Below are 23,623 nucleotides of genomic sequence, written 5' to 3'. Positions count from 1 at the left end.
GCGGGGGGCGGGGTAGGGTGAGTGGGGCGGGGTGGGGCGACTGGGGGAGGGCTTGTGAGCGCGGCGGAGGTCATTGCCAGGCTGGCGGCGGCGGCACAGAAGCTGGACGAGGCGAAGGCCCGCACGGCCGCCGCGGCGCAGGACGCGGCCGAGGCGCGGGCGCTGGTCGCCGGCGCGTTGGAGGGCGCGACGGCCGGGCCGCTGATCGGGGTGATCGACGCCTACCGGCAGGCGCTCGCCCAGGCCGCGCAGGGCGGCGAGCCGGCCCGCCAGCACGTGCAGGAGACCATCGCGAAGGTCCAGGCGCTCGGCAACTGAGCACGCTGCTCAGACGTCGGTGAGGACGAGCCAGTCACCGTCGCGCCGACCGACTGTGGTGTCCGGCGGCCAGGCGTGGGTGGTCGACGCCGACGCGCGGGCCTGGTCGACCAGGAACAGCCGGACCAGAGTGGCGCCCTCGAAGCTGGCCGGCCCGTGGAACACGGCCCGGCCGAAGTTGGCGGACCCCTCGAAACGGGCGCCCTCGAACCACGCCTCCGCGCCGAACTCCGTCCAGCGGAACAACGCCATGTCGGCGAAGCGCGCCCGGTGGAAGCCGGCGTACCCGGCGAACGTGGTGTGCTCCATGGACACCCCGCCCAGGAAGACCGTCTCCCGGAAGCTGGCGCTGTCGGTGAACCTGGCCCGGTCGAAGCTGATCGGCTGCCGCACCGTGGCGTCCCGGAACGAGACCGGCCCGAAGCTCGCGTCGCGGCAGGACAGCTCGCCACCGAGGTCGGCCCGGTCGAAGCTGACCCGGCCGGTGATCCGCGCGTCGTCGAGGACGATCTCGGCGTCGCCGGTGAGGTCGTCGAAGACGACGTCGGCGAACTCGGCGGCCAGTCGCAGCCGGCCGTGCGTGACCGCCCCGGCGAAGCTGGTGGTGCCGGTGCAGACCGCGCCGGTGAGGTCGAGGTCCACGAGCGTGCAGCCGGCGGCGTCGAAGCCGTCCAGCCGGGCGCCGGTCAGGTCCAGCGCGATCCCCGGCCACCAGCCCTCCTGGTCCGCGCGCAGGTGCCGGGTGAGCATCCGCTGCGCGGTACGCCGCACCTCGGTCTCGCGCGCGTCGTCGGGCGCCGGCATCCGCAGGTACGCGCAGAGCACCGCCACGGTGGTCGGGCGCTGCCCCGGGTTGTCCTGACCGAGTCGTTCCAGGGCGTGCAGGCCGCCGAGGCGTACCGCCGGGTGGTCGCTGCCGATCAGCTCGATGGCCCGGACGTACAGCTCGGTGAGCCGCCGTTCGGCGGAGTCGTGCTCGGCGGCGGTGGCCTGGCGCTCCTGGTGCCGCGCGGCGGCCTCGGCGACCGCCTCGGCGTGCGCCTGCACCCGGTCGCGGTGCGTCTGGTCGCGGGCGGCGACCGCCTCCTGGTGCCGCTGGCCGCGTTCGCTGATCCACTGTCGACGGGCGGCGAACAGCAGCGCCAGCCCGCCGCCGGTGCCGGCGACCACGGTGAGGCCGGTGCGGATGGCGTCGACGCGCAGCGTGGCCCGGGTGTCGGGCTGGCTGGCCCGGTCGGCCTCGGCGAGCAGCCAGTCGAGCACCAGCCAGCCGATCAGCACGGCCAGCAGCAGCCCGAGCAGCGCCAGCCACCAGGGCATCACCTTCAGCGGCTTCTCCGGCGGCGGTGGGGTGGACACGGCGCCCAGCATGCCATCCGGGCCGGCCGCGCAGGGGCCGCCGTCATACGTCCCGAATGCCGGTTCGCGCGTCAGGTGGAACAACTGGTTACCGGCGCGTAACTTTTCATTGACGTGTGTGAAATCGGACACGCATCATCGTTCCCACGATCGATCGGATCCCACCCGTCCCGCCCGGTTCCCGCCGGGTGCCCCTCCCATCGGAGGTGCAGCCCATGCTGCTCCGAACGATCCTGGCCGCCACCGCTGCCGCCACCGCGCTGCTCGTGCCGGCCACCGCCGCCCACGCCGCCCCCGCCGCGCCGAGCGCGGTCACCGCACCGGCCCCCGCCGCCCCCGCCAGCACCGTCACCGCCGCCGAACGGGCCGCCGCCGCGGCCGCCGACCCGGTGATCGTGGTCGGTGGCCTGATCGGCGTCTCCATCGCGTACGAGCCGATCGCCGCCCGGCTGCGCGCCGACGGCTACCGGGTCTCCATCTACCAACTGCCGAACCTCGGGTTCGGCGACATCCGCGAATCCGCCCGCGCGCTCTCGTCCTACGTGGACCAGGTCCGCGCCGCCACCGGCGCGAGCCGGGTGGACCTGGTCACCCACTCCGAGGGCGGGCTGGTCAGCCGCTGGTACGTGAAGTTCCTCGGCGGGTCCGCCGCGGTCGACCAGTACGTCAGCCTCGGCAGCCCGCAGTACGGCACGTACGTCGCCAACATCCTCGCCGTCGTCGGCCTGGGCAGCTGCGCCGGCATCGTCGCCTGCCAGCAGATGACCATCGGGTCGAGCTTCCTGGCCGACCTGAACGCCGGCGACGACACCCCCGGACCGGTCCGCTGGACCACGCTGCGCACCTGGCAGGACGAGCTGGTGCGTCCGGTCGACAACGCGGTGCTGGCCGACGGCGCGACGAACGTGCTGGTGCAGGCGTGGTGCCCGCTGCGGGTGGTCGGCCACCTCGGTCTGGTGCTCGACGGCACCACCTACACGGCGGTGCGGCAGGCGTTGGCCGGCGTCGCGATCCGGCCCAACTGCTTCGCGGTCTGAGCCGGTCCGGGCCCGCCCCCGGGTGGGCCCGGACCGCCCGCGCTCACCCCTGCGCGCGGCCCCGGATCAGGTCGGCGGCCCGCCAGGCCAGCGCCGTCACCGGCGCGCTGGTCCAGCCCGCCACCATCGCCGGCAGCACCGACGCGTCCACCACCCGCAGCCCGTCGACACCGCGTACCCGCAGCTCGGGGTCGACCACGTGCGCGTCGTCCGCGCCCATGGCGCAGGTGCCGACCGCGTGGTAGCCGCAGTAGCCGTGCGCCACCGCCGCCTCGACGATCTCCTCGTCGGTCCGCGTCGCCAGGCCGGGCACCGTCTCGGCCTGGAGCCGCTTGGCGATCGGCCCGGTGGCGAAGAACTCCCGCATCCGGCGGAACAGGTCCACCGCCGCCCGCCGGTCGTGCTCGGTGGCCAGGTAGTTCGCCACGATCGCCGGCGGGGTGCGCGGGTCGGCGTCGGTGACCGTGAGGTGGCCCTCGCTGTCCGGTCGGGTCACCGTGCCCAGGCACATCACGCCCGGCTCGCGTTCCAGCTCCAGCGCCCGGCCGGGGCGGGGCGGGGCGGCCGAGAACGGCGCCATCAGCAGGTGGCCGTCCGGGCGGTCGAGATCCGGCCGGGACTTGACGTGCGCCGCGACGTCGAGCACCGGCAGCGCCAGCGGCCCGCCCCGGGTGAACAGCCAGCGCAGCGTCGCGCCGGCCTGCCCGAGCGGGCTCGCGAGCCGGGCGTTGTAGCCGCCTGGCTCGGCGAGCCGGTACTGCAACGCGATCGACCGGTGCTCCCGCAGGCCGGCGCCCACCCGGGGACGGTCGAGCAGCACCGACACGCCGGCGGCGCGCAGCGTGTCGGCCGGCCCGATGCCGGAGACCTGCAACAGCGCCGGGGTGGCCAACGCGCCGGCGGCGAGGATCACCTCGCCGGCCGCCCGGTGCTCGACCTCCCGACCGCGGTGCGCCACCCGTACGCCGACCGCCCGGCCGCCCTCGACCAGCACGCGCAGCACCACGGCGTCGACCACGACGGTCAGGTTGGGGCGGCGCCGCGCCGGATGCAGGAACGCGTCGGCGGCGCTGACCCGGCGGCCACCGTGGATGGTCGCGGTCGGGTAGCCGATCCGTTCGTCGTCGTCGGCGTCCAGGTCGTCCACCGGCCGCCAGCCCAGCTCGGCGCCGGTCGCCACCATCTCCTCGGCGAGCGGGTCGGTGCCGGTGGCGACGGAGAGCCGCACCGGCCCGCCGACGCCCCGGTGCGGGGCCGGCCCCAACGGATGGTCCTCCAGCCGCTGGAACACCTGCCGCATGGTCGACCAACCCCAGCCCAGCGGCGCCAGCGCGGCCCAGTCCCGGGCCGCGCCGCGACTCCAGATCATGCCGTTGACGGACGTCGAGCCGCCGATCATCCGGCCGCGCTGCCAGGTCTCCCGCCGGCCCGGGCCGGTCGTCGCCGGGTAGTGCCAGGCGGTGCGTGGGTCGTCCATCAGCCGGGAGAACGCCTTGGGCACCCGGACGAACGGGCTACGGTCCCAGCCGCCCGCCTCGATCAGCAGCACCCGGGTGCCCGGGTCCTCGGTCAGCCGGCCGGCCAGCACGCATCCGGCCGCGCCGGCGCCCACGACGACGTAATCGAACTCCACCACTGGGGACCCCCACTCGCGAGAATCCTTCTGACAGTAGTTTCTCGATCACGGATGGCAAGTGTCGGGTTTCAGGCGGCCTTCGCCAGCGCCTCGTACTCGTCGTCGGTCAGCTCCACCTCGGCCGCCGCGACGTTCTCCTCCAGGTGCGCCACCGACGACGTACCCGGAATCGGCAGCATCACCGGCGACCGGCGCAACAGCCACGCCAGGGCGAGCTGCGCGGGGCTGGCGCCGTGCGCGGTGGAGATGGCGTCCAGCGGACCGCCCGGCCGGGCCAGGTTGCCGGTGGCGATCGGGAACCAGGGGATGAACGCGAGATCGTTGCGCTCGCAGTGGGTCAGCACGTCCTCGGCGCTGCGGTCGGCCAGGTTGTAGAGGTTCTGCACGGACACGACCGGCGTGACCGCCCGCGCCGCCTCGATCTGCTCCACCGTCACCTCGGAGAGCCCGATGTGCCGGATCTTGCCCTCCTGCTTGAGCAGCGCCAGCTCGCCGAGCTGGTCGGCGAGCGGCACCTGCTCGTCGATCCGGTGCAGCTGGTAGAGCGGGATCGACTCCAGGCCCAGGTGGCGCAGGCTCAGCTCGCACTGTTGGCGCAGGTATTCCGGCCGGCCCACCGGCCGCCAGTCACCCGGGCCGGAGCGGGTCAGCCCGGCCTTCGTCGCGATCACCAGGTCGTCGGCGTACGGGTGCAGCGCCTCCTTGATCAGCAGTTCGCTGACGAACGGCCCGTACGAGTCGGCGGTGTCGATGAACGTGACCCCCAGCTCGTACGCGCGGCGCAGCACCCGCACCGCCTCCGCCGGGTCCTTCGGGTCGCCCCAGACACCCGGGCCGGTGAGCTGCATCGCCCCGTAGCCGAGGCGGTCGACCCGCAGGTCACCGCCGATCCGGTAGCTGCCCGACGCCTTGGCGGGCTGGTTGCTGGTGGCCATCACGGTCCTCCTCAGGTGGGTGGTCCTCCGACCGGAGGACATTCCCCGAACCGCGCGGCCGAAGCCTGCTCAGCCGAGGTGTCGCAGCACCACCAGCGCCTGGTCGTCCTCCGAGCCGGCCAGGTCGCGCAGGAGCGCGTCCGCGATCACCTCCACCGGCTCGTCCCGCACCGCGGCCAGCGCCCGGTGCAGCGCCGCGACGCCCTCGTCGTACGGCCGGCCGCGCCGCTCCACCAGCCCGTCGGTGTACGCGACCAGCACGTCCCCGGGACGGAACGCGACAGTGGTGACGGTCATCGGCCGGTCGACCATGCCCAGCGGCATCGCGTTCGCGGTCTGCACGGTGCGCGGCGGCTGCCCGGCCGGCAGCACCACCGGATGCGGGTGCCCGGCCCGGGCCACGTGCGCCGCGCGGGCCGCCGGATCGACCACCACGATCAGGCAGGTGCCCAGGAACCCGACGCCGAGCAGCTCGGTGAGCCGGAGGAACACCTCCTCCAGCGGCACGCCCAACCGGATCAGCGTGTTCAGCACGGTACGGAGCTGGGCCATGTCGGCGGCGGCCTCGACCTGGTGCCCGACCACGTCGCCGACCACCACGGCCAGCCGGTCGCCGTCCTGCCGGACCAGGTCGTACCAGTCGCCGCCCAGGTGCAGGCCGCTCATCGCCGGCCGGTAGCGGGTGGCGACCGCCAGGCCCTCGGGGGCGGCCAGGGCCGAGCTGCGCAGCCGGCCGGCCAACCGGGTCACCAGGTTGTGCTCGGCGGCGGCCAACCGGACCCGCTCCAACGTCTGCTCGCACAGGTCGGCGACGGTGTCCAGCAGCGCCAGGTCGCTGTCGCGCAGCGGACGCTCCCGCCGCCAGCCGAAGCCCAGCGCGGCGATCGGGCGGCGGTCCGCGCCGAACAGCGGCAGCGCCACGGTGGTCACCATGCCGTGCCGGCCGACCGGGTCGGGCAGGCCGGGGAACCGGGTGGCGAAGTCGGCGCGGTCGCGCAGCACGATGCGTTCCCCGTGGTGCAGCGCGCGGACGATCGGGCGCGGATCGTCGACGGTCAGGTCGCGGAACGTGGCGGCCAGCTCGCCCGGCACGTCGTCGTGGTACCAGAGCCGGACCCGGCGGCCCTCGTCCCGCATGGCCAGCCCGGGCAGTTCCGCGCCGAACGCGGTGGTGGCGGCGTCCAGGATCACCTCGATCGCCTCGGCGGTGGAACGGGTCATGCTCAACCGGGCCGCGAACCCGGCCATCGCCTGCGCCGACCCGGTCAGTTCGGCCCGTTGCAGCGCCTGGCCGCACAGCGCGGCGACCGCGTCGAGCAGGCTGCGCAGCGACTCGTCGTCGTCGGTCCGGCCGGCCCAGCGCACCTCCAGGGCGCCGAGCGCGCCGCCGTCGCCGTCCCGCAGCGGCAGGCAGACGCCGGTGCCCAGGTCGTCGGCCAGCGCCAGCGCCGCGTTGTCGCGTACCGCCCGGGCCAGCGGGGCGTCGGCGTCGACCGGCAGCCGCTCGGGCGGCGTGCCGGCGCCGGCCACGTCGAGCACGGTCCGGCCGGGCAGGGCGATCGCCACCCGCAGGGCGGCGGCGTCCACCACGGCCGGGGCCACCGTGGTCACCACTTCGACGATGGCGTCCCGGCCCCGGGCCGAGCTGAGCGCCCCGGCCAGCCGGGCGAGCGCCTCCGCCCGCCGTAGCGCCTGCTCCGACCGGGCCCGGAACAGCCGCAGCTCGGCGCGGGCGGCGTCCAGCTCGGCGAGCAGCCACCCGCGGCGTTCGTCGCCGGCGGCGAGGACGTCCGGCCACCGGGCGTCGCCGGGTCCGGTGATGCTCACCCGGGACCTCCCGCTCGGGCGTGGGCGTCGGCAGTACCCGGAAACGTACCAGCGGCTCGCCGCCGCGACCGCTCGTCACGCCGTACGGTCCGACAGTCGATCGAACCCCTACAATCTCCGGTACGAAAGGGACGGACGGCGCGCCCGGCCGTCGGTGACGAGAGAGGCTTGCCGTTTCATGCACGCTGCGCAGGACAGCTCGCTGATGGCTCCACCGCCTGCGGCGGGCCCGGACGATCCGGCCGACGGCGGTCCGGACAACGCCTCCTTCGCGGCCGCCCGGAAGCGGTCGCTGGCGATCGAGCAGAAGTTGCGCGACGATCCGTCCCGGTTCCGGGTGCTGACCGGCGACCGGCCCACCGGCCGGTTGCACGTCGGTCACCTCTTCGGCTCGCTCGAGAACCGGGTGCGGTTGCAGGACGCGGGGGTGGAGACCTTCGTCATCATCGCCGACTATCAGGTGATCACCGACCGGGACGCGGTCGGCCCGGTGGGCGAGCGGGTCCTGTCGCTGGTCACCGACTACCTGGCCGTGGGGCTCGACCCGCGCCGCTGCACCATCTTCACCCACTCCGCAGTGCCGGCGCTCAACCAGTTGATGCTGCCGTTCCTCGCCCTGGTCACCGACGCCGAGCTGCGCCGTAACCCCACGGTGAAGGCGGAGCTCGCGGCGACGAACGGCCGGCCCATGTCCGGGCTGATGCTGACCTACCCGGTGCACCAGGCCGCCGACATCCTGTTCTGCAAGGCCAACCTGGTGCCGGTGGGCAAGGACCAGTTGCCGCACGTCGAGCAGACCCGGGTGGTCGCCCGCCGGTTCGACGAGATCTACGGCCGGGCCGACAGGCGGCACGCCGTGTTCCCCCGGCCGGACGCCCTGCTCTCCGAGGCGGTGAACATCCTCGGCGTGGACGGGCAGAAGATGAGCAAGTCCCGGGGCAACGCGATCGAGCTGGCGATGAGCGCCGACGTCACGGCCAAGCTGATCCGCCGGGCCGTCACGGACAGCGAACGGACCATCACCTGGGATCCGCAGCGTCGTCCCGAGGTGGCCAACCTGCTGTTGCTCGCCGCGCTCAGCACCGGCCGGTCGCCGGAGGCCCTGGCCGACGAACTGGCCGGCACCGGCGCCGCGGGGCTGAAGGCCGTGGTCACCGAGGCGGTCAACGAACGGCTGGCCCCGATCCGCAGCCGGCGCGCGGAGCTGGCGGCCGACGAGGGCTACCTGCGGTCGATCCTGGCCGAGGGCAACCGTCGGGCCAACGAGGTCGGCGACGCCACGCTGGCCGAGGTCCGCGAGGCCATGGGGATGGTCTACTGAGCCTCGGGAAGGGCCCGTCGGGAGGCTGACCACTGCGGGACGAACGCCCCGACGGGGCGGTAACCGGGCGACGGTCCGGGGGAGTTGGGACGAGCGGCCGCGCGGTGACGCGGGCCCGTGCGAGGCTGGTTGCGACGGCGGTCAGGAGGTGCGCATGGGCGCCACGCCCCGGCTCGACTTCGCGTTGGACACCTACGAGTGCATCGTGCTCTACCCGGGGCCCTCCGGCCGGGCACTGCCGGAGGAGACCGTGCAGCGGTTGCAGTCCGAGCACCTCCGGCACATGCAGGCGTTGCAGCGGCGCGGCATCGTGCTGGTCGACGGCTCGGTGGACGGCCCGGCCCGGGAACCGGACCCGCCGATCGGCTTCGGGCTGGCCCGGACCGGCTCGGTGGACGACGTGCGCAGCGTCATGGAGGCCGACCCGGCGGTGCAGGCCGGGCTCTACCGGGTGGAGGTGCTCACCTTCCTCTGCCCGGCCGGCTCGCTGGAGTTCCCGCTGGTCAAGACCGAGAGCTGAGGCACTGCCGCGCGGGCGACGGCGGGCCGCCCGGCGCTCGGCGCCCGCCTGCTCGCCCCGTCGACGCCGGCCTACCGGACGCCGTACGCCTCTGGAACGGCGTGCCGGCCGCGACCTCCGCGCTGGTGGCCCGCGTCCGCGACGCCGACGAGGTCGCCCCGGCGGTCCCCCTCGCCCGGCGCTGCCACCCTGCCGCTGCCGCTGCCGCTGCCGCTGCCGCTGCCGCTGCCGCTGCCGCTGCCGCTGCCGCTGCCGGTGCGGGCCGGCGGACACGACTGGGCCGGCCGGGGCGCTGCGCCAGGGTGGCCCGTTCTCGGCCGTGCCCACGCTGCCGCCGGCCGGCCGGCCCGTACCCCGCGCCGAGCGGTGACGGCGGGCGGTACGATTTCCGCCGCGCGGTCGCCGATGCCCGCCACACGACGTTCCGGTGCGGTACGCCTACCGCCCGCCCGCGCGGTTCTTCGCGCGTCGTTGGACAACTGTTCCGCAGTCCGCAAGGGGTCGGCCGGGAGGCCGATCCGGAGGAGAGACTAGCCTGATGGGCGTGACACGCCGCGCGAAGATCGTCTGCACTCTCGGCCCCGCCACCTCGTCCCCGGAGCGCATCCGGGGGCTCGTCGAGGCCGGCATGAACGTGGCGAGGCTCAACTTCAGCCACGGCGCTCACGCCGACCACGAGTCGGTCTGCCGGATGGTCCGGGAGGCGGCCGAGGCCGCCGGGCAGCCGGTCGCCGTGCTCGCCGACCTCCAGGGCCCCAAGATCCGGCTCGGCCGGTTCGCCGACGGGCCGCACGAGTGGCGCACCGGCGACTCCGTGGTGATCACCAGCGACGAGATCGTCGGCACCAAGGAGCGGGTCTCCTGCACCTACCGCAAGCTGCCGCAGGAGGTGAAGCCGGGCGACCGGCTGCTGATCGACGACGGCCGGGTCGCGGTCGAGGTCAGCGACGTCACCGGCAACGACATCCGCTGCCTGGTCACCGAGGGCGGTCCGGTCTCCAACAACAAGGGCGTCTCGCTGCCGAACGTGGCGGTCAGCGTCCCGGCCATGTCCGACAAGGACGCCGAGGACCTGCGCTTCGCCCTCGGCCTCGGCGTCGACCTGGTGGCGCTCTCCTTCGTCCGCTCGCCGGAGGACATCAAGCTCGTCCACGCGATCATGGACGAGGAGGGTGTCCGCCGCCCGGTGCTGGCCAAGGTCGAGAAGCCGGAGGCGGTCGACCACCTGGAGGCGATCGTGCTCGCCTTCGACGGCGTCATGGTCGCCCGCGGCGACCTCGGCGTGGAACTGCCGCTGGACCAGGTCCCGCTGGTGCAGAAGCGCGCCGTGCAGCTCTGCCGGGAGAACGCCAAGCCGGTCATCGTGGCCACCCAGATGCTCGACTCGATGATCGAGAACTCGCGCCCGACCCGCGCCGAGGCCTCCGACGTGGCCAACGCCGTGCTCGACGGCGCGGACGCGGTGATGCTCTCCGGCGAGACCAGCGTCGGCAAGTACCCGGTGCTCACCGTCAGCACCATGGCGAAGATCATCACCACCACCGAGGCCGGCTCGATCGCCGTGCCCCGGCTCCAGCACGACCCGCGTACGCACGGCGGCGCGCTCACCGTCGCCGCGTCGTCGATCGCCCGCGCCATCGGCGCCAAGGCCATGGTCGCGTTCTCGCAGACCGGCGACACGGTCAAGCGGCTCAGCCGGCTGCACTGCGACCTGCCGCTGCTGGCGTTCACGCCGGTGCCGGAGGTGCGCAACCAGCTCGCGCTCTGCTGGGGCGTGGAGACGTTCCTGATGCCGTTCGTGCAGCACACCGACGACATGTTCCGCCAGGTCGACCAGGCGCTGCTGGGCCTGAACCGGGCCAACCCGGGCGACTACGTGGTGATCGTGGCCGGCAGCCCGCCCGGCACCCCCGGCTCCACCAACACGCTGCGCGTGCACCAGCTCGGCTCGCTCGTCGACGCCGCGGCGGCCCGGGCGCTTCAGTGAGCGCGAGGAGTGAGCCGGTCTTGCGAGCCCCGCAGTCGCGAACAGGGGCAGCGCGGTGAGTGACGCTCCGGTGGCGACCGGGCAGGCCGCCGTCGACCAGCTCCTGGAGGTGCTCGACCTGGCGCAGACCGGCGAGATGGCCTTCCGCGGGATGAGCCCGCCGGTCGGCCCGCAGCGGGTCTACGGCGGTCAGGTCGCCGGTCAGGCGCTGGTGGCGGCCGGCCGCACGGTCGGCCCGGAGCGGGCCGTGCACTCGCTGCACGGCTACTTCGTGCGGCCCGGCGACCCGGCCGAGCCGATCGACTACCAGGTGGAGAACGTCCGCGACGGCCGGTCCTTCTCGGTGCGCCGCTCGGTGGCGTTGCAGCACGACAAGCCGATCTTCTTCATGTCGGCGTCGTTCCAGCGGGCGGAGGAGGGGCTGGACCACCACGCCCCGCTCCCGCCCGACGTGCCCGGCCCGGACGACGTGCCCACCATGACCGACCGGCTGTCCCGCTACCCGGAGCGGCTCGGCATCTGGGGCCAGATCCCGCGCCCGATCGACGTCCGGTACGTCGGCGAGCCCGGCTGGGTACCCCCCGGTGACCGCCCGGCCGAGCCGCACCAGCGGGTCTGGATGCGCATCGACGGCAAGCTGCCGGACGATCCGCTGCTGCACGCCTGCGCGCTGACGTACGCCTCCGACCTGACGCTGCTCGACTCGGTGCTGTCGGTGCACGGTGAGGTGTGGGGGCCGGGCGGTGTGGTCGGCGCGAGCCTCGACCACGCGCTCTGGTTCCACCGGTCGTTCCGGGCCGACGAGTGGTTCCTCTACGACTGCTGGAGCCCGTCCGCGTCGGGCGCCCGGGGCCTGGCCACCGGCCGGATGTTCACCACCGACGGCCGGCACATCGCCAGCGCCGTGCAGGAGGGGCTGCTGCGTCGGGTGGGTGGCTGAACGGGCAACCGTGACCGTTCGGCCGAGGGTCGGAAGACCGGGCGGCTGAACAGGCGACTAACCTTGCCGGCATGCGCCTCTCCGCCCGGGTCGACTATGCCCTCCGTGCGGCTGCCGAGCTGGCCTCGGTCGCCGAGGGCACGGCCGCCGGGCGGAGCCGGCCGGTGACCGCCGAGCAGATCGCCCGCTCGCAGGACATCCCGCCGAAGTTCCTGGAGAGCATCCTGCTCCAGCTCCGCCGCGGTGGCATCGTGCACGCCCAGCGTGGCCCCGAGGGGGGTTACTGGCTGGCCCGTCCGGCCGGGGAGATCTCCCTGGCCGAGGTGATCCGGGTGATCGACGGGCCGCTGGCGCACGTCCGTGGTCAACGCCCGGAGCAACTCGGCTACCAGGGCCCGGCGCGCGCGTTGCAGGACGTGTGGATCGCGTTGCGGGCCAGCGAGCGGGAGATCCTGGAGCTGGTCACGATCGCCGACGTGGCCGCCGGCACGTTGCCCGGCCGGGTCAACGAGCTGGCCGCCGATCCGCGCGCCTGGAGCTGACGGCGCGCACTCCCACCTCGGCTCCGTCGCCTGCGGACCACGCCCGACGGGCCGTCCGGCGTGTCTCACCAACCGGATGGAGGACTTGACCCGGGGTGCCTCCGTGCCGCATTGTCGACCAAGTTGATAGGAGATGCCGAAAAGTCAGGGGGCGCTCGTGCGCAAGCTGCTGGTCCTCGCCCTCGTCGGGCTCCTCGCGCAACTGGTCGACGGCGCGCTCGGCATGGCGTACGGGCTGACGTCCTCGACGCTGCTGCTCTTCGCCGGCGTCGCGCCGGCCGCGGCCTCCGCCTCGGTGCACCTCGCCGAGATCGGCACCACGCTCGCCGCCGGCCTGTCGCACTGGCGCTTCGGCAACGTCGACTGGAAGGTGGTCGGCCGGATCGCGCTGCCCGGCGCGATCGGTGCGTTCGCCGGCGCCACGTTCCTGAGCTCCATCTCCACCGAGTCGGCCGCCCCGTGGATGGCCGCCATCCTGTTCACCCTCGGCGCGTACCTGCTGATCCGCTTCTCCCGGCCGCTGCGCGCCAACCGCGCCGCCGGCCGGCTGCGCAGCCGTTTCCTGGCCCCGCTCGGGCTGGTCGCCGGCTTCGTCGACGCCACCGGCGGTGGCGGCTGGGGCCCGGTGGCCACCCCGGCGTTGCTGGTCTCCGGCCGAATGGAGCCGCGCAAGGTCATCGGCTCGGTGGACACCTCCGAGTTCGTGGTGGCCGGCGCGGCGAGCGTCGGCTTCCTGATCGGCCTCGGCTCCGAGGGCTTCCTGCTGCCCACCGTCGCCGCGCTCCTGATCGGCGGCCTGATCGCCGCGCCGATCGCGGCCTGGCTGGTCCGCATCGTGCCGGCCCAGGTGCTCGGCGCCGTGATCGGCGGCGTGATCGTGCTGACCAACGCCCGCACGCTGCTGCGCGCCGGCGAGTTGGGCGGCCCGGTGCCGGCCCTGGTCTACGCCCTGCTCGGCGCCGGCTGGCTGGCCGCCCTGGTGCTGGCGGTGCGGGCGCTGCGTCGTGCCCGCCGCGCCCGGGCCACGGCCGAGGCGGCGCTCGCCTCGACCCCGCCGACCCTGTCGGCCCCGCCGGCCGCGTTGGCCGACGCCTCGGCTCCGTCGGCCGAGCCGGGGGAGCCCCGGCCGCTCGCCGCCGCCGTCGAGGGCTGAGCCTCCCGCGTCGCTGACGAACGGCGGAGCCGGCCGGCCCGCGTGCCGCCTTCGTCGGTGTGTCGCCGGCCGGGGTGGATGTGCTTGCGCGCGATATACCCCTCAGTCATATTTATGCCTGAGGGGTATATCGCCGTTCCGCGAGTTGTCGTACCGAGACGTCACTTTCCGTGGTCGGGCGACGGGAGGGGTGCTGTCGGGGCGCGGTGTGCTTGTGAGGGGTGCGCGGCGGTGGCTACGCTGGCGGGGCGCGGAGCCTAATCATGGACGTCGATGCGTCGGCGTCCTCGTCGCGTCAGCGCGCGTGCACTTCCGCCGGTCCGGGCAGGCCGGCGTCGCCGCGTGCCCGACCTTCGCGAAAGGCAACCCCGTGCACCACACCACCGCACGCCGGCTCGCACTGCTCGCCGCGGCCTCGGCGGCCACCCTGACGGCCGGCGTACTCACCACCGTCACCGCCTCGGCGGCGGCCGCCGCCTGCCGGGTCGACTACCGGATCACCAACCAGTGGGGCGGCGGCTTCGGCGCCGACGTCACCGTGACCAACCTCGGCGACCCGGTCAACGGCTGGACGCTCGGCTGGAGCTTCACCGCCGGTCAGCAGGTCACCCAGGCATGGAACGCCACGGTCAGCCAGTCCGGCGTCCAGGTCACCGCCCGCGACGCCGGCTACAACGCGGCCATCGGCACCGGCGGCACCGCCGCCTTCGGCTTCAACGCCTCGTGGAACAACGCCACCAACCCGGCCCCGACCGCGTTCACGCTCAACGGCACCGTCTGCACCGGCGCGCCCCCGACCGCGACGCCGACCACACCCGGCCCGACGACGCCACCGCCGACCACCCCGCCACCGACCACGCCGCCGGCCGGCGCCAAGCAGATGGAGAAGCTCGACCGGGGGCTGGTCAGCGTCCGCTCCGGCAGCGGGAACCTGGTCTCCTGGCGGCTGCTCGGCACCGAGACCTCGGGCGTGTCGTTCAACCTCTACCGGGGTGCCACCAAGGTCAACGCCAGCCCGATCACCGGCGCCACCACCTACCTGGACGGCGGCGCGGCGGCCGGGTCCGCGTACACCGTGCGGGCCGTGGTGAACGGCGCCGAGCAGGCGGCGTCCGCCCCGGCGCTGCAGTTCGCCAACGGCTACCTGGACGTGCCGATCCAGGCCCCGCCCGGGGGCACCACGCCGAGCGGCGAGGCGTACACCTACTCGGCCAACGACGCCAGCGTGGGCGACCTCGACGGCGACGGCCGCTACGAGTTCGTGCTCAAGTGGGACCCGTCCAACAGCAAGGACAACTCGCAGTCCGGCTACACCGGCAACGTCTACGTCGACGCGTACACCCTGACCGGCGCCCGGCTGTGGCGGATCGACCTGGGCCGCAACATCCGCGCCGGCGCCCACTACACCCAGTTCCAGGTGTACGACTACGACGGCGACGGGGACGCCGAGGTGGCCATGAAGACCGCCGACGGCACCCGCTCCGGCACCGGCCAGGTGATCGGCTCGTCCTCGGCCGACCACCGCAACTCCAGCGGCTACGTGCTGGCCGGCCCGGAGTACCTGACCATGTTCGACGGGCGCACCGGCGCGGCCCTGTCCACTGTCGACTACGACCCGCCGCGCGGCACGGTCTCGTCCTGGGGCGACTCGTACGGCAACCGGGTCGACCGGTTCCTGGCCGGCACCGCCTACCTGGACGGGCAGCGCCCGTCGCTGATCATGGCGCGCGGCTACTACACCCGGGCGGTGATCGCCGCCTGGGACTTCCGCGACGGCACGCTGCGCAAGCGGTGGACGTTCGACTCCAACGCCTCCGGCAACGGCGCCGCCGCCGGTCAGGGCAACCACCAGCTCTCCGTCGCCGACGTGGACACCGACGGCCGGCAGGAGATCGTCTACGGCGCGGCCACCATCGACGACAACGGCCGCCTGCTCTACTCGACCGGCAACGGGCACGGCGACGCGTTGCACGTCGGCGACCTCGACCCGTCCCGCGCCGGCCTGGAGGTCTTCAAGGTCGACGAGGACGGCAGCAAGCCCAGCTCGTGGATGGCCGACGCGCGCACCGGCCAGCTCCTCTGGCAGACCGCGCCGAACGGCGACAACGGCCGCGGTGTCTCCGACGACATCTGGGCCGGCAGCCCCGGCGCGGAGTCCTGGTCGTCGGCGGTCGACGGCCTGCTCAACACGCGCGGGCAGAACGTCGGCCGGAAGCCGTCGTCGGCGAACTTCCTGATCTGGTGGGACGGCGACCCGGTCCGCGAGCTGCTCGACGGCACGAAGATCGACAAGTACGGCACCGGCGGCGAGACCCGGCTGCTCACCGGCAGCAACGTCGCGTCGAACAACAGCACCAAGTCGACCCCGGCGCTCTCCGCCGACATCCTCGGCGACTGGCGTGAGGAGGTGGTCTGGCGTACCGCCGACAGCTCCGCGCTGCGGATCTACAGCACGCCGGTCACCACCGGCCTGCGCCTGCCGACGCTGATGCACGACCCGCAGTACCGGGTCGCCGTCGCCTGGCAGAACACCGCCTACAACCAGCCGCCGCACCCGGGCTTCCACCTCGGGGACGGCATGAGCACGCCGGCCGCGCCGAACATCTACCTGCGCTGACCCCAAAAGGCAGGCACCGGGTCGCCGGCCGCGGAATCCGCTCAGCCGGCGACCCGGTGCACCACACCGCAGCATTCCCGACCCGTCCCGACCGGGAATGCCGTACCACCACCGGGGACAAAGCTATGCGTCCCACGCGACGCTGCGGTGACGTCGCTATGAAGAGCGTGTTTCAGCCTTCCCGGCGCAGGCCACCGGCCACCTTCTCGGCGATCAACTCGAACGAGCGGACCCGGTCGTCCACGTCGTAGACCATCGCGGTCAGCATCAGCTCGTCCGCGCCGGTGCGCTCCAGCAGCGACCCGAGCTGCCGGGCCACCGTCTCCGGCGAACCGGTCGCCTGACCGTCGCGGCGCTGCGCCACGAACTCCCGCTCCAGCTCCGAGTACGGGTAGGCCGCCGCCTCCTCCGGCGTGACCAGCGGCTCCGGCCGCCCCGACCGCAACTTCAGGAACGACAACCCGGCCGGCCCGGCCAGCCACTCCGCCCGCTCGTCGGTGTCCGCGCAGACCGCGTTGACCGCCACCATCGCGTACGGCCGGTCCAGCCACTGCGACGGCCGGAAGTGCTGCCGGTAGAGCCGCAACGCCGGGATCGTGTTCTGCGCACTGAAGTGGTGCGCGAACGAGAACGGCAACCCGAGCAGGCCGGCGAGCTGGGCGCTGAAGCCGCTCGACCCGAGCAGCCACACCTGCGGCGACTGCCCGCGCCCCGGCGTCGCGGTGATCGGGCCCGGCTCGGCACCGCTGAAGTAGTTCATCAGGTCGGCCAGCTCGCGCGGGAAGTGCTCGGCGGACAGGCCCTCCATGGTGCGGCGCAACGCCAGCGCCGTCCCCTGGTCGGTGCCGGGTGCCCGCCCGATGCCCAGGTCGATCCGACCCGGGTGCAGCGCTTCCAGGGTGCCGAACTGCTCGGCCACCACCAGCGGCGCGTGGTTGGGCAGCATCACCCCGCCCGAGCCCAGCCGGATCGTGCGGGTGTTCGCGGCCAGGTGCGCGAGCAGCACCGCGGGCGCCGAACTGGCGATCGCCGGCATGTTGTGGTGCTCGGCCACCCAGAACCGGCGGTAGCCCAGCTCCTCGGTGCGGCGGGCCAGCTCGGTGGTGTGCCGCAGCGCCTCACCGGCGTTGCCGGTCGCGGCCACCGGGGCAAGGTCAAGGACAGACATCGGTACGTCGATCACGACATGCTGCAACCCGTCCGGTGCCGGAATTGTTCCGTCGGGTGGGTCAGCCCATACCCCGGGCCTGCTCGAAGATCAGGCTGGTCTGGGTGTGCTGCACCGCCGGATCCACGGCCAGGTGGTCGAGCACGAAGTCCCGCAACGCGTCCCCGGACGCCGCCCGCACGTGCAGCACGTAGTCCTCCGCGCCGGCCACGTGGAACACCGACACCACCCCCGGCAGCCGCACCGACCGGGCCCGGAACGCGTCCACCGCGGCCCGCTCGTGCGCGGTCAACCGCACCGACACCAACGCCTGCAACGGCAGGCCCACCGCCGCCGGGTCCACCTCCGCGTGGAACCCGCGGATCGCCCCGCACTCGCGCAACGCCCGGGTACGCGTCAGGCACGTCGACGGCGCCACCCCCACCCGCTCGGCGAGCGCGTTGTTCGGCAGCCGACCATCGGCGGTCAGCTCGGTGAGGATCGCGCGGTCGACGTCGTCGAGGGCGGAGAACGGCCGTACATCATTCGGTGCGAGAGGCATCCCGTCATCCTTCACCGAAGAAGCTCCGGACGGAAGCGAGATCATCAGAATCTTCTTCGCTACTATTGCCCTGATGTGTCGTCATGTTCGACGCTTCCGGGCATGACCGCCGTGGACACCGCAGCCGTGCACGCCGGGCGTGACGACCTCGCCGGGCTCGGCGTCCACGTCCCGCCCATCGACCTCTCCACCACCAACCCGCTGCCCTCGGTGGCCGGGGGCGGCGACGACTACGAGACGCTCGCCACCGGCAACCCGCTCCCGGCCGGCGGCAGCGCCGTCTACCAGCGGCTCTGGAACCCCACCGTGGCCCGCTTCGAGACCGCGCTCGCCCAGCTCGAAGGCACCGCCGAGGCGGTCGCGTTCGCCAGCGGCATGGCCGCGCTCACCGCAACAGTGCTCGCCGCCACCCGCGACGGAAAACGCCACGTCGTCGCCGTCCGCCCGCTCTACGGTGGCACCGACCACGTCCTCGCCACCGGCCTGCTCGGCACCGAGGTCACCTGGGCACGCGCGGGCGACGTCGCCGCCGCGATCCGCCCCGACACCGCGCTGGTCGTCGTGGAGACCCCGGCCAACCCGACGCTCGACCTGGTCGACATCGCCGCGCTCGCCACCGCCGCCGGCGACGTCCCGCTGCTCGTCGACAACACCGTGGCCACGCCCGTCCTCCAGCAGCCCGCCCGGCACGGCGCCGCGCTCGTCCTGCACAGCGCCACCAAGAGCATCGGCGGCCACGGCGACGTCCTCGCCGGCGTCGTCGCCTGCGCGCCCGAGTGGGCCGCCCGGCTGCGCCAGGTACGCGCCGTCACCGGCGCCGTCCTGCACCCGCTCGGCGCGTACCTGCTGCACCGTGGCCTCCAGACGCTCCCGCTGCGGGTCCGCGCCCAGCAGGCCGGCGCCGAGAAGATCGCCGCCTGGCTGGCCGGTCACCCCGCCGTCGAGCGGGTCCACCACCCGTCCCGGCACGACCCGGCCGGGCTGGTCGGCCGCCAGATGTCCGGCGGCGGCAGCCTCCTCGCGTTCGAGGTACGCGGCGGCGCGCCCGCCGCGGCCACGGTCGCCGGCGCCTGCGAGCTGATCACGCACGCCGTCTCGCTCGGCGGCGTCGACACGCTGATCCAGCACCCGGCGTCGCTGACGCACCGGCCGGTCGAGGGCGACGCCAAGCCGGGCGGCGCGCTGCTGCGCGTCTCGGTCGGGCTGGAGGACCCGGAGGACCTGCGGGCCGACCTGGCGCGGGCGCTCGCGGCGATCTGAGGCGGGCGCCGGCGCGGGCGTCGGCAGCGGCCGTGCCGGACCGGTTGCCGCCGGTGTCGTGCCACCGCCCGACCCTCCGGTCAGGACTTGGGGCCGACGTGCCGGTCCAGCGCGGCGATCGCCTCCCGTCGGGCCACCGACAGCGACCACGGCAGGTTCATCCGCCAGGCGATGCCGAGCAGGTCGAGCGCCCACTGGCACAGCGCCATGATGTCGGTGGAGCGGTTGGAGAACATGTAACGGGGATAGACGTACTCCTTCCCGCGGACCACGACCCGGTTGGCGAAGCGGCAGCCGTCGGAGTGGAAGAGCCCGCGCAGGAAGTCACCCGGGTGCGCCTCGACGAAGGTGCGTTGCCAGTCGGCCAGGACGATCGGGCGCTCGTGCTTCTTGCCCGGCCCGTGCTGGGGAAACAGGCACGGCCAGTGAAGCGCGGTGCTCTGCACGGCGACGCAACCTCGCTTCTGGATGCGCTGCACCTTGTGGGCCAGGACGGCGCGCATCGCGGCGTCGCACAGGTCGATCAGGTTCGGCCAGGCATCCGCACAGTAGATGCGGAGCACCGGCGTCCGGTCGGTGGTGACCAGATGACCGTCTCCCAGGTAGAGCCCGAGCAGGTAGGCGTAGGCGGCCTCATCGGGTGGACTCTCCTGGTCGGGCCGACAGCGGAAGCATCGGACCGCGCTGCCGAAGACGGCCGGTTCCGGTCGGTCGACACACCAGTGCCACACGGTGGAGTAGGGGAGGGAGAGGCTGCGGGCCACCGAGCGGATGTTGTGACCCCGGGTACGAAGGGCGCGGGCCCGTGCCCGCATCTCGGGAGGATGCACAGCAGCATCTTCGAACAGGTGTATGACAAAAGTGCCGGGAGCGGGATTCGAACCCGCAAGCCCTTTCGGGCAGAAGTGTTTGAGACTTCCGTGTATGCCGTTCCACCATCCCGGCGGGGTGGGGTAACTGTACCCGACTAGGCTCATGCGGGAGCATGGGTGGTGACCGTGCCGAGATCGATGGTGGGAGTGGCTCGTGGGCGAGATGCAGACGGATGCCGAGCGCAAGCGCGTTCTGATCGCCGAGGACGAGGCGCTGATCCGGCTGGACCTGGCCGAGATGCTGGTCGAGGAGGGCTACGAGGTGGTCGGCGAGGCAGGCGACGGCGAGACCGCCGTCAAGCTCGCCGAGGAGCTCAAGCCCGATCTGGTCATCCTCGACATCAAGATGCCGATCATGGACGGGCTGGCCGCCGCCGAGCGGATCGCCGGCGCGCGCATCGCCCCCGTGATCATCCTGACCGCGTTCAGCCAGCGCGACCTGGTCGAGCGGGCCCGGGCGGCCGGCGCGATGGCATACCTCGTCAAGCCGTTCCAGAAGAGCGACCTGGTGCCGGCCGTGGAGATCGCGCTGTCCCGCTACTCGGAGATCTCCGCCCTGGAGGCGGAGGTGGCTGGCCTGACCGACCGGCTGGAGATCCGCAAGACCGTCGAGCGGGCCAAGGGCGCGCTGATGACGACGTACGGCATGACCGAGCCGCAGGCCTTCAAGTGGATCCAGCGGACCGCGATGGACCACCGGATGACCATGAAGGAGGTCGCCGAGCGGATCCTCGCGGAGACCGCCGGCGGCGAGGTGGCGCAGCAACCCGCCTCCTGACCCACGGGGCGGGGGAGCGACCGATCGATAGGATCGGATCCATGCCTCTTCCGCGCGTGAGGTCGGTGGTCGTCGTGGTGGCCGGTGTCGCGGTGCTGCTGGCCGCGTGCCGGTCGGCGCCGGAGGAGCCGGCCGCGCCGGCGCCGGTGCGCCCGGCATGGCGGGCGGTGGATCTGCCGCTGCCGCCGGGCCCCGCGGGTCGGCCGCTGCTGCGCGACGCGGCACACTGCGGGAACCGCTGGTACGCGGTCGGCGGGCTGGTGGACGGCGCGGGGGAGACCCGGCCGGCGGCCTGGTCCAGCTCGGACGGCGTGACCTGGTCGGCGTTGCCGGTGCGGGCGCAGACGTTCTACGGCCGGCAGCACGTGCTCTACGCGGTTGCCTGCCGCGACGATCGGATGGCGGCGCTCGGGGCGAAGACGGGCGGCGTGCACGGCAATCCGCGTACCGGAACGTGGGTCTGGCGTCCGGGCGGGCCGGTGCGGGAGGTGCCGGCGGCGTTCGAGTTGTTCGGCGGGCCGCGCGCGGTGAGCGCGGCGCGGCTGGCGGCCGGTCCGGGGGGTTGGCTGATCGCCGGGGCGCGGGCGGACGGGGCGGCGGTGTGGTCGTCGTCGGACGCCGGCGGGTTCGTGCTGCGTGAGGGGGTGCCGGAGCTGGCCGGCGACGCCCGGGGCCGGACGACGGCGTACGACGCGGTGGCGGTGGGTTCCGGCTGGCTGGTGGTGGGGTCGCTGCTGCCGGCCGGCGGCACCGCCCTGGCACCGTTGGCCTGGTCGTCGGCGGACGGCCGGACGTGGCGGCGGGCGGGTCTGCCGGCCGACGCCGGCGGGGCGGCGGAGCGGGTGGTGGTGCGCGACGGCGCGCCGACAGTGGTGGGTCCGGTCCGGGACGGCTTCGCGGTGTGGCGCGCGCCGGCGGGGTCGCCGGACGGTTGGCGGCGGGTGGGCGGGTTCGGCGCGACCGGCCCCGGGGTGCTGTCGGTGGCGGGCCTGGTGGCGTCGGACGGGCGGCTGCTCGCGGCGACCGGGGACGGCGCGGATCGGCGGCTGTGGATCTCGGGTGACGGTGGCGCGTCGTGGCGGCCGGTGATCGCCCCGGCGTCGGTGCCGGACCGTGGGGACGCCGCGCTGGCGGTGGCCGCCGGCGATGGCGGCCTGCTGGTGGTCACCGACGACGGAAAAAGCTCCCGTGCCTGGTGGGCGGCGTTGCCGGCCGTCGATGAGTAGCGGGTGCTGACGGGTTGACCCGTTACCGATGAAACCTCGGTGAACGCCTTGCGCCGCCTTCGGTTCTTACGGCAAGCGTCGGGAATCCGCCACGGCGTGTAACGGTTCGGTCAACCCCGCTTTCCGGGGCTTACGCCACCGCTGGCCGGTGGGATAACGTCCCGGCCCAGACCGGCGACGACGGTCTGGTTCGTCCGCCCCCGCAAGTGCCAATCAGCAGCGGGTGGTTCGGACCATGGACGGAGGAGGGTTCGGGCCTTGAGGCAGAAGCTCGCACGCGTGATCGGCGGGGTCGCCATGCTGGCGCTCGTCGCCGGTGGTACCGCTTGTTCCAGCGGCAGCGACGACGAAGCGTCCGGGGGCAGCGCCTGCGGGAGCAAGATCGCTTTCTTCGGCGCGCTGACCGGTAGCTCGGCCGCGCTGGGCATCAACGAGAAGAACGGCGTCAAGCTGGCGGTCGACAAGTACAACAAGGAGAACGCCGACTGCAAGGTGGAGCTCGCCGAGCTCGACTCGCAGGGCAGCCCGGACCAGGCGCCCGGTCTGGCCCAGAAGGCGATCGACGACGCCAAGATCCTCGGCGTGGTGGGTCCGGCCTACTCGGGTGAGTCGGAGGCCGCCGGCCCGCTGTTCAGCGAGGCCGGCCTGGTCACCATCACCCCCTCCGCGACTCGGCCCAGCCTCGCCGAGCAGGGCTGGAAGACGTTCTTCCGCGCGGTCGGCAACGACTTCAGCCAGGGCCCGGCCGCCGGCAACTACATGAAGAACGTGATGAAGGCCGACCGGGTCTACGTCATCGACGACCAGTCGGCGTACGGCGCGGGCCTGGCCGACGAGGTCAAGAAGGTGCTCGGCCCGGCGGTCGTGGGCAGCGACAAGGTTCAGGGCGAGGGCAAGCAGACCGAGTTCTCCGGCGTGGTCACCAAGGTCAAGGCCGCGAACGTCAAGGCGGTCTTCTACGGTGGCTACTACCAGGAGGCCGGCCTGATCCGCAAGCAGCTCACCGCTGCCGGCGTCACCGCCCCGCTGGTCGCCGGTGACGGCGTCAACGACGGCGCGTACATCACCTCCGCCGGCGCGGCGGCTGCCGAGGGCACCATCCTCACCTGCCCCTGCCAGCCGTCCACCGAGGCGCGCGGCACCTTCGCCGCCGACTACAAGGCGCTCAATGGCGCCGACCCGGGCACCTACAGCGACACCGCGTTCGACGCGGCGAACATCCTGCTGGCGGGCATCAAGGCCGGCAAGTCCTCCCGCGCCGACCTGCTGGAGTTCGTGAAGGGCTACAGCGGCGAGGGCGTGGCGGCCAGCTACAAGTTCGTCGAGGGCGGCGAGCTGGACCCGGCGCAGGTCAAGGTCTGGGCGTTCAAGGTGCAGGGCGGCAAGGTCGTCCCGGACCAGGAGATCCCCAAGTCCTGATCGGTCGATCGCTGCGACTGGCGATTGAGTTGTGAATCGCGGGGGGGGGGGGGGGGGGGGGGGGCCCCCCCCCCCCCCCCCGCAAATGACCCCCCCCCCCCCCCGCCCGGAAGGCACCAGCGCACGTAGATATAAAACAGCGCCCCCATACCACACACCCCCCCCCG

At 73.6% G+C, this 23,623-nt stretch carries 20 protein-coding genes and 1 tRNA gene; 13 read left to right on the top strand and 8 right to left on the bottom strand.

All coding sequences use genetic code 11. The annotated features are described in order from the left end of the window. Positions 1–54: 54 nt before the first annotated feature. Positions 55–318, top strand: coding sequence for a DUF6244 family protein (locus ACH495_RS20760; RefSeq protein ID WP_089157165.1), 264 nt, complete (start codon positions 55–57; stop codon positions 316–318). Between the two features lie 9 nt (positions 319–327). On the opposite strand, the gene ACH495_RS20755 is transcribed toward ACH495_RS20760, so the two are convergent. Next, positions 328–1,677: a pentapeptide repeat-containing protein gene (locus ACH495_RS20755; RefSeq protein ID WP_396859359.1), complete on the bottom strand. Its 1,350-nt coding sequence runs from the start codon at positions 1,675–1,677 to the stop codon at positions 328–330. A gap of 215 nt (positions 1,678–1,892) precedes the next feature. On the opposite strand from ACH495_RS20755, the gene ACH495_RS20750 reads away from it, so the two are divergent. Beyond that, entirely contained in the window at positions 1,893–2,714 is an 822-nt protein-coding gene (locus tag ACH495_RS20750; RefSeq protein WP_396859358.1) for a lipase family alpha/beta hydrolase, read from the top strand. Positions 2,715–2,757: 43 nt separating this feature from the next. On the opposite strand, the gene ACH495_RS20745 is transcribed toward ACH495_RS20750, so the two are convergent. From ACH495_RS20745 to ACH495_RS20735, 3 genes are all read right to left on the bottom strand, one after another. Then, the gene (locus tag ACH495_RS20745; protein ID WP_396859357.1) at positions 2,758–4,350 is read right to left on the bottom strand and encodes a GMC family oxidoreductase; all 1,593 of its coding nucleotides are present in this window, start codon (positions 4,348–4,350) and stop codon (positions 2,758–2,760) included. A gap of 68 nt (positions 4,351–4,418) precedes the next feature. Beyond that, positions 4,419–5,285 (bottom strand): aldo/keto reductase, encoded by an 867-nt coding sequence (locus tag ACH495_RS20740; RefSeq protein WP_396859356.1) that lies wholly within the window; start codon positions 5,283–5,285, stop codon positions 4,419–4,421. A gap of 69 nt (positions 5,286–5,354) precedes the next feature. Further along, entirely contained in the window at positions 5,355–7,112 is a 1,758-nt protein-coding gene (locus ACH495_RS20735; protein WP_396859355.1) for a PP2C family protein-serine/threonine phosphatase, read from the bottom strand. 205 nt (positions 7,113–7,317) lie between these two features. On the opposite strand from ACH495_RS20735, the gene trpS reads away from it, so the two are divergent. The 7 genes from trpS to ACH495_RS20700 all read left to right on the top strand — a co-directional run bounded on the left by trpS (position 7,318) and on the right by ACH495_RS20700 (position 16,192). Further along, positions 7,318–8,433: a tryptophan--tRNA ligase gene (gene trpS / locus ACH495_RS20730; protein WP_396859559.1), complete on the top strand. Its 1,116-nt coding sequence runs from the start codon at positions 7,318–7,320 to the stop codon at positions 8,431–8,433. Between the two features lie 154 nt (positions 8,434–8,587). After that, positions 8,588–8,953, top strand: coding sequence for a YciI family protein (locus ACH495_RS20725; RefSeq protein ID WP_091060178.1), 366 nt, complete (start codon positions 8,588–8,590; stop codon positions 8,951–8,953). Between the two features lie 538 nt (positions 8,954–9,491). Continuing rightward, positions 9,492–10,940: a pyruvate kinase gene (pyk, locus tag ACH495_RS20720; protein WP_396859354.1), complete on the top strand. Its 1,449-nt coding sequence runs from the start codon at positions 9,492–9,494 to the stop codon at positions 10,938–10,940. Between the two features lie 70 nt (positions 10,941–11,010). Continuing rightward, positions 11,011–11,880: an acyl-CoA thioesterase gene (locus ACH495_RS20715; protein ID WP_396859558.1), complete on the top strand. Its 870-nt coding sequence runs from the start codon at positions 11,011–11,013 to the stop codon at positions 11,878–11,880. Positions 11,881–11,951: 71 nt separating this feature from the next. Continuing rightward, positions 11,952–12,422, top strand: coding sequence for an RrF2 family transcriptional regulator (locus tag ACH495_RS20710; protein ID WP_396859353.1), 471 nt, complete (start codon positions 11,952–11,954; stop codon positions 12,420–12,422). Between the two features lie 157 nt (positions 12,423–12,579). Next, positions 12,580–13,575, top strand: coding sequence for a sulfite exporter TauE/SafE family protein (locus tag ACH495_RS20705; protein ID WP_396859557.1), 996 nt, complete (start codon positions 12,580–12,582; stop codon positions 13,573–13,575). A gap of 370 nt (positions 13,576–13,945) precedes the next feature. Continuing rightward, on the top strand, positions 13,946–16,192 hold the full coding sequence (locus ACH495_RS20700; protein ID WP_396859352.1) for a cellulose binding domain-containing protein: 2,247 nt from the start codon (positions 13,946–13,948) through the stop codon (positions 16,190–16,192). A 172-nt stretch (positions 16,193–16,364) separates the two neighbouring features. On the opposite strand, the gene ACH495_RS20695 is transcribed toward ACH495_RS20700, so the two are convergent. Further along, a complete protein-coding gene (locus ACH495_RS20695) occupies positions 16,365–17,360 on the bottom strand; it encodes an LLM class flavin-dependent oxidoreductase (RefSeq protein ID WP_396859351.1) in 996 nt (331 codons plus the stop codon). 61 nt (positions 17,361–17,421) lie between these two features. Then, positions 17,422–17,901 carry an Lrp/AsnC family transcriptional regulator gene (locus ACH495_RS20690; RefSeq protein ID WP_281936438.1) on the bottom strand — a complete coding sequence of 160 codons (480 nt, stop codon included), beginning with the start codon at positions 17,899–17,901 and terminating at the stop codon, positions 17,422–17,424. A 102-nt stretch (positions 17,902–18,003) separates the two neighbouring features. Between ACH495_RS20690 and ACH495_RS20685 the strand changes: the two genes are divergently transcribed. Beyond that, complete coding sequence (locus tag ACH495_RS20685) at positions 18,004–19,161, top strand: trans-sulfuration enzyme family protein (RefSeq protein ID WP_396859350.1); 1,158 nt, start codon at positions 18,004–18,006, stop codon at positions 19,159–19,161. 80 nt (positions 19,162–19,241) lie between these two features. Here ACH495_RS20685 and ACH495_RS20680 read toward each other — a convergent pair whose 3' ends face one another. Both ACH495_RS20680 and ACH495_RS20675 read right to left on the bottom strand, forming a co-directional pair. Continuing rightward, positions 19,242–19,976 (bottom strand): transcriptional regulator, encoded by a 735-nt coding sequence (locus tag ACH495_RS20680; protein WP_396859349.1) that lies wholly within the window; start codon positions 19,974–19,976, stop codon positions 19,242–19,244. Positions 19,977–20,023: 47 nt separating this feature from the next. Continuing rightward, positions 20,024–20,106: transfer RNA gene (locus tag ACH495_RS20675), tRNA-Leu, on the bottom strand. 81 nt (positions 20,107–20,187) lie between these two features. Between ACH495_RS20675 and ACH495_RS20670 the strand changes: the two genes are divergently transcribed. The 3 genes from ACH495_RS20670 (at position 20,188) to ACH495_RS20660 (ending at position 23,456) form a co-directional block, all read left to right on the top strand. Then, on the top strand, positions 20,188–20,811 hold the full coding sequence (locus ACH495_RS20670) for an ANTAR domain-containing response regulator (protein WP_091059864.1): 624 nt from the start codon (positions 20,188–20,190) through the stop codon (positions 20,809–20,811). Between the two features lie 41 nt (positions 20,812–20,852). Next, positions 20,853–22,037 (top strand): hypothetical protein, encoded by a 1,185-nt coding sequence (locus ACH495_RS20665; protein WP_396859348.1) that lies wholly within the window; start codon positions 20,853–20,855, stop codon positions 22,035–22,037. A gap of 258 nt (positions 22,038–22,295) precedes the next feature. Beyond that, positions 22,296–23,456, top strand: coding sequence for a branched-chain amino acid ABC transporter substrate-binding protein (locus ACH495_RS20660; RefSeq protein WP_281936428.1), 1,161 nt, complete (start codon positions 22,296–22,298; stop codon positions 23,454–23,456). Positions 23,457–23,623 lie beyond the last annotated feature (167 nt).

Source organism: Micromonospora sp. NPDC018662 (assembly GCF_044391475.1).
In the GTDB taxonomy this organism is placed as follows: Bacteria; Actinomycetota; Actinomycetes; order Mycobacteriales; family Micromonosporaceae; genus Micromonospora.
This window is presented reverse-complemented; position numbering and strand designations above follow the sequence as displayed.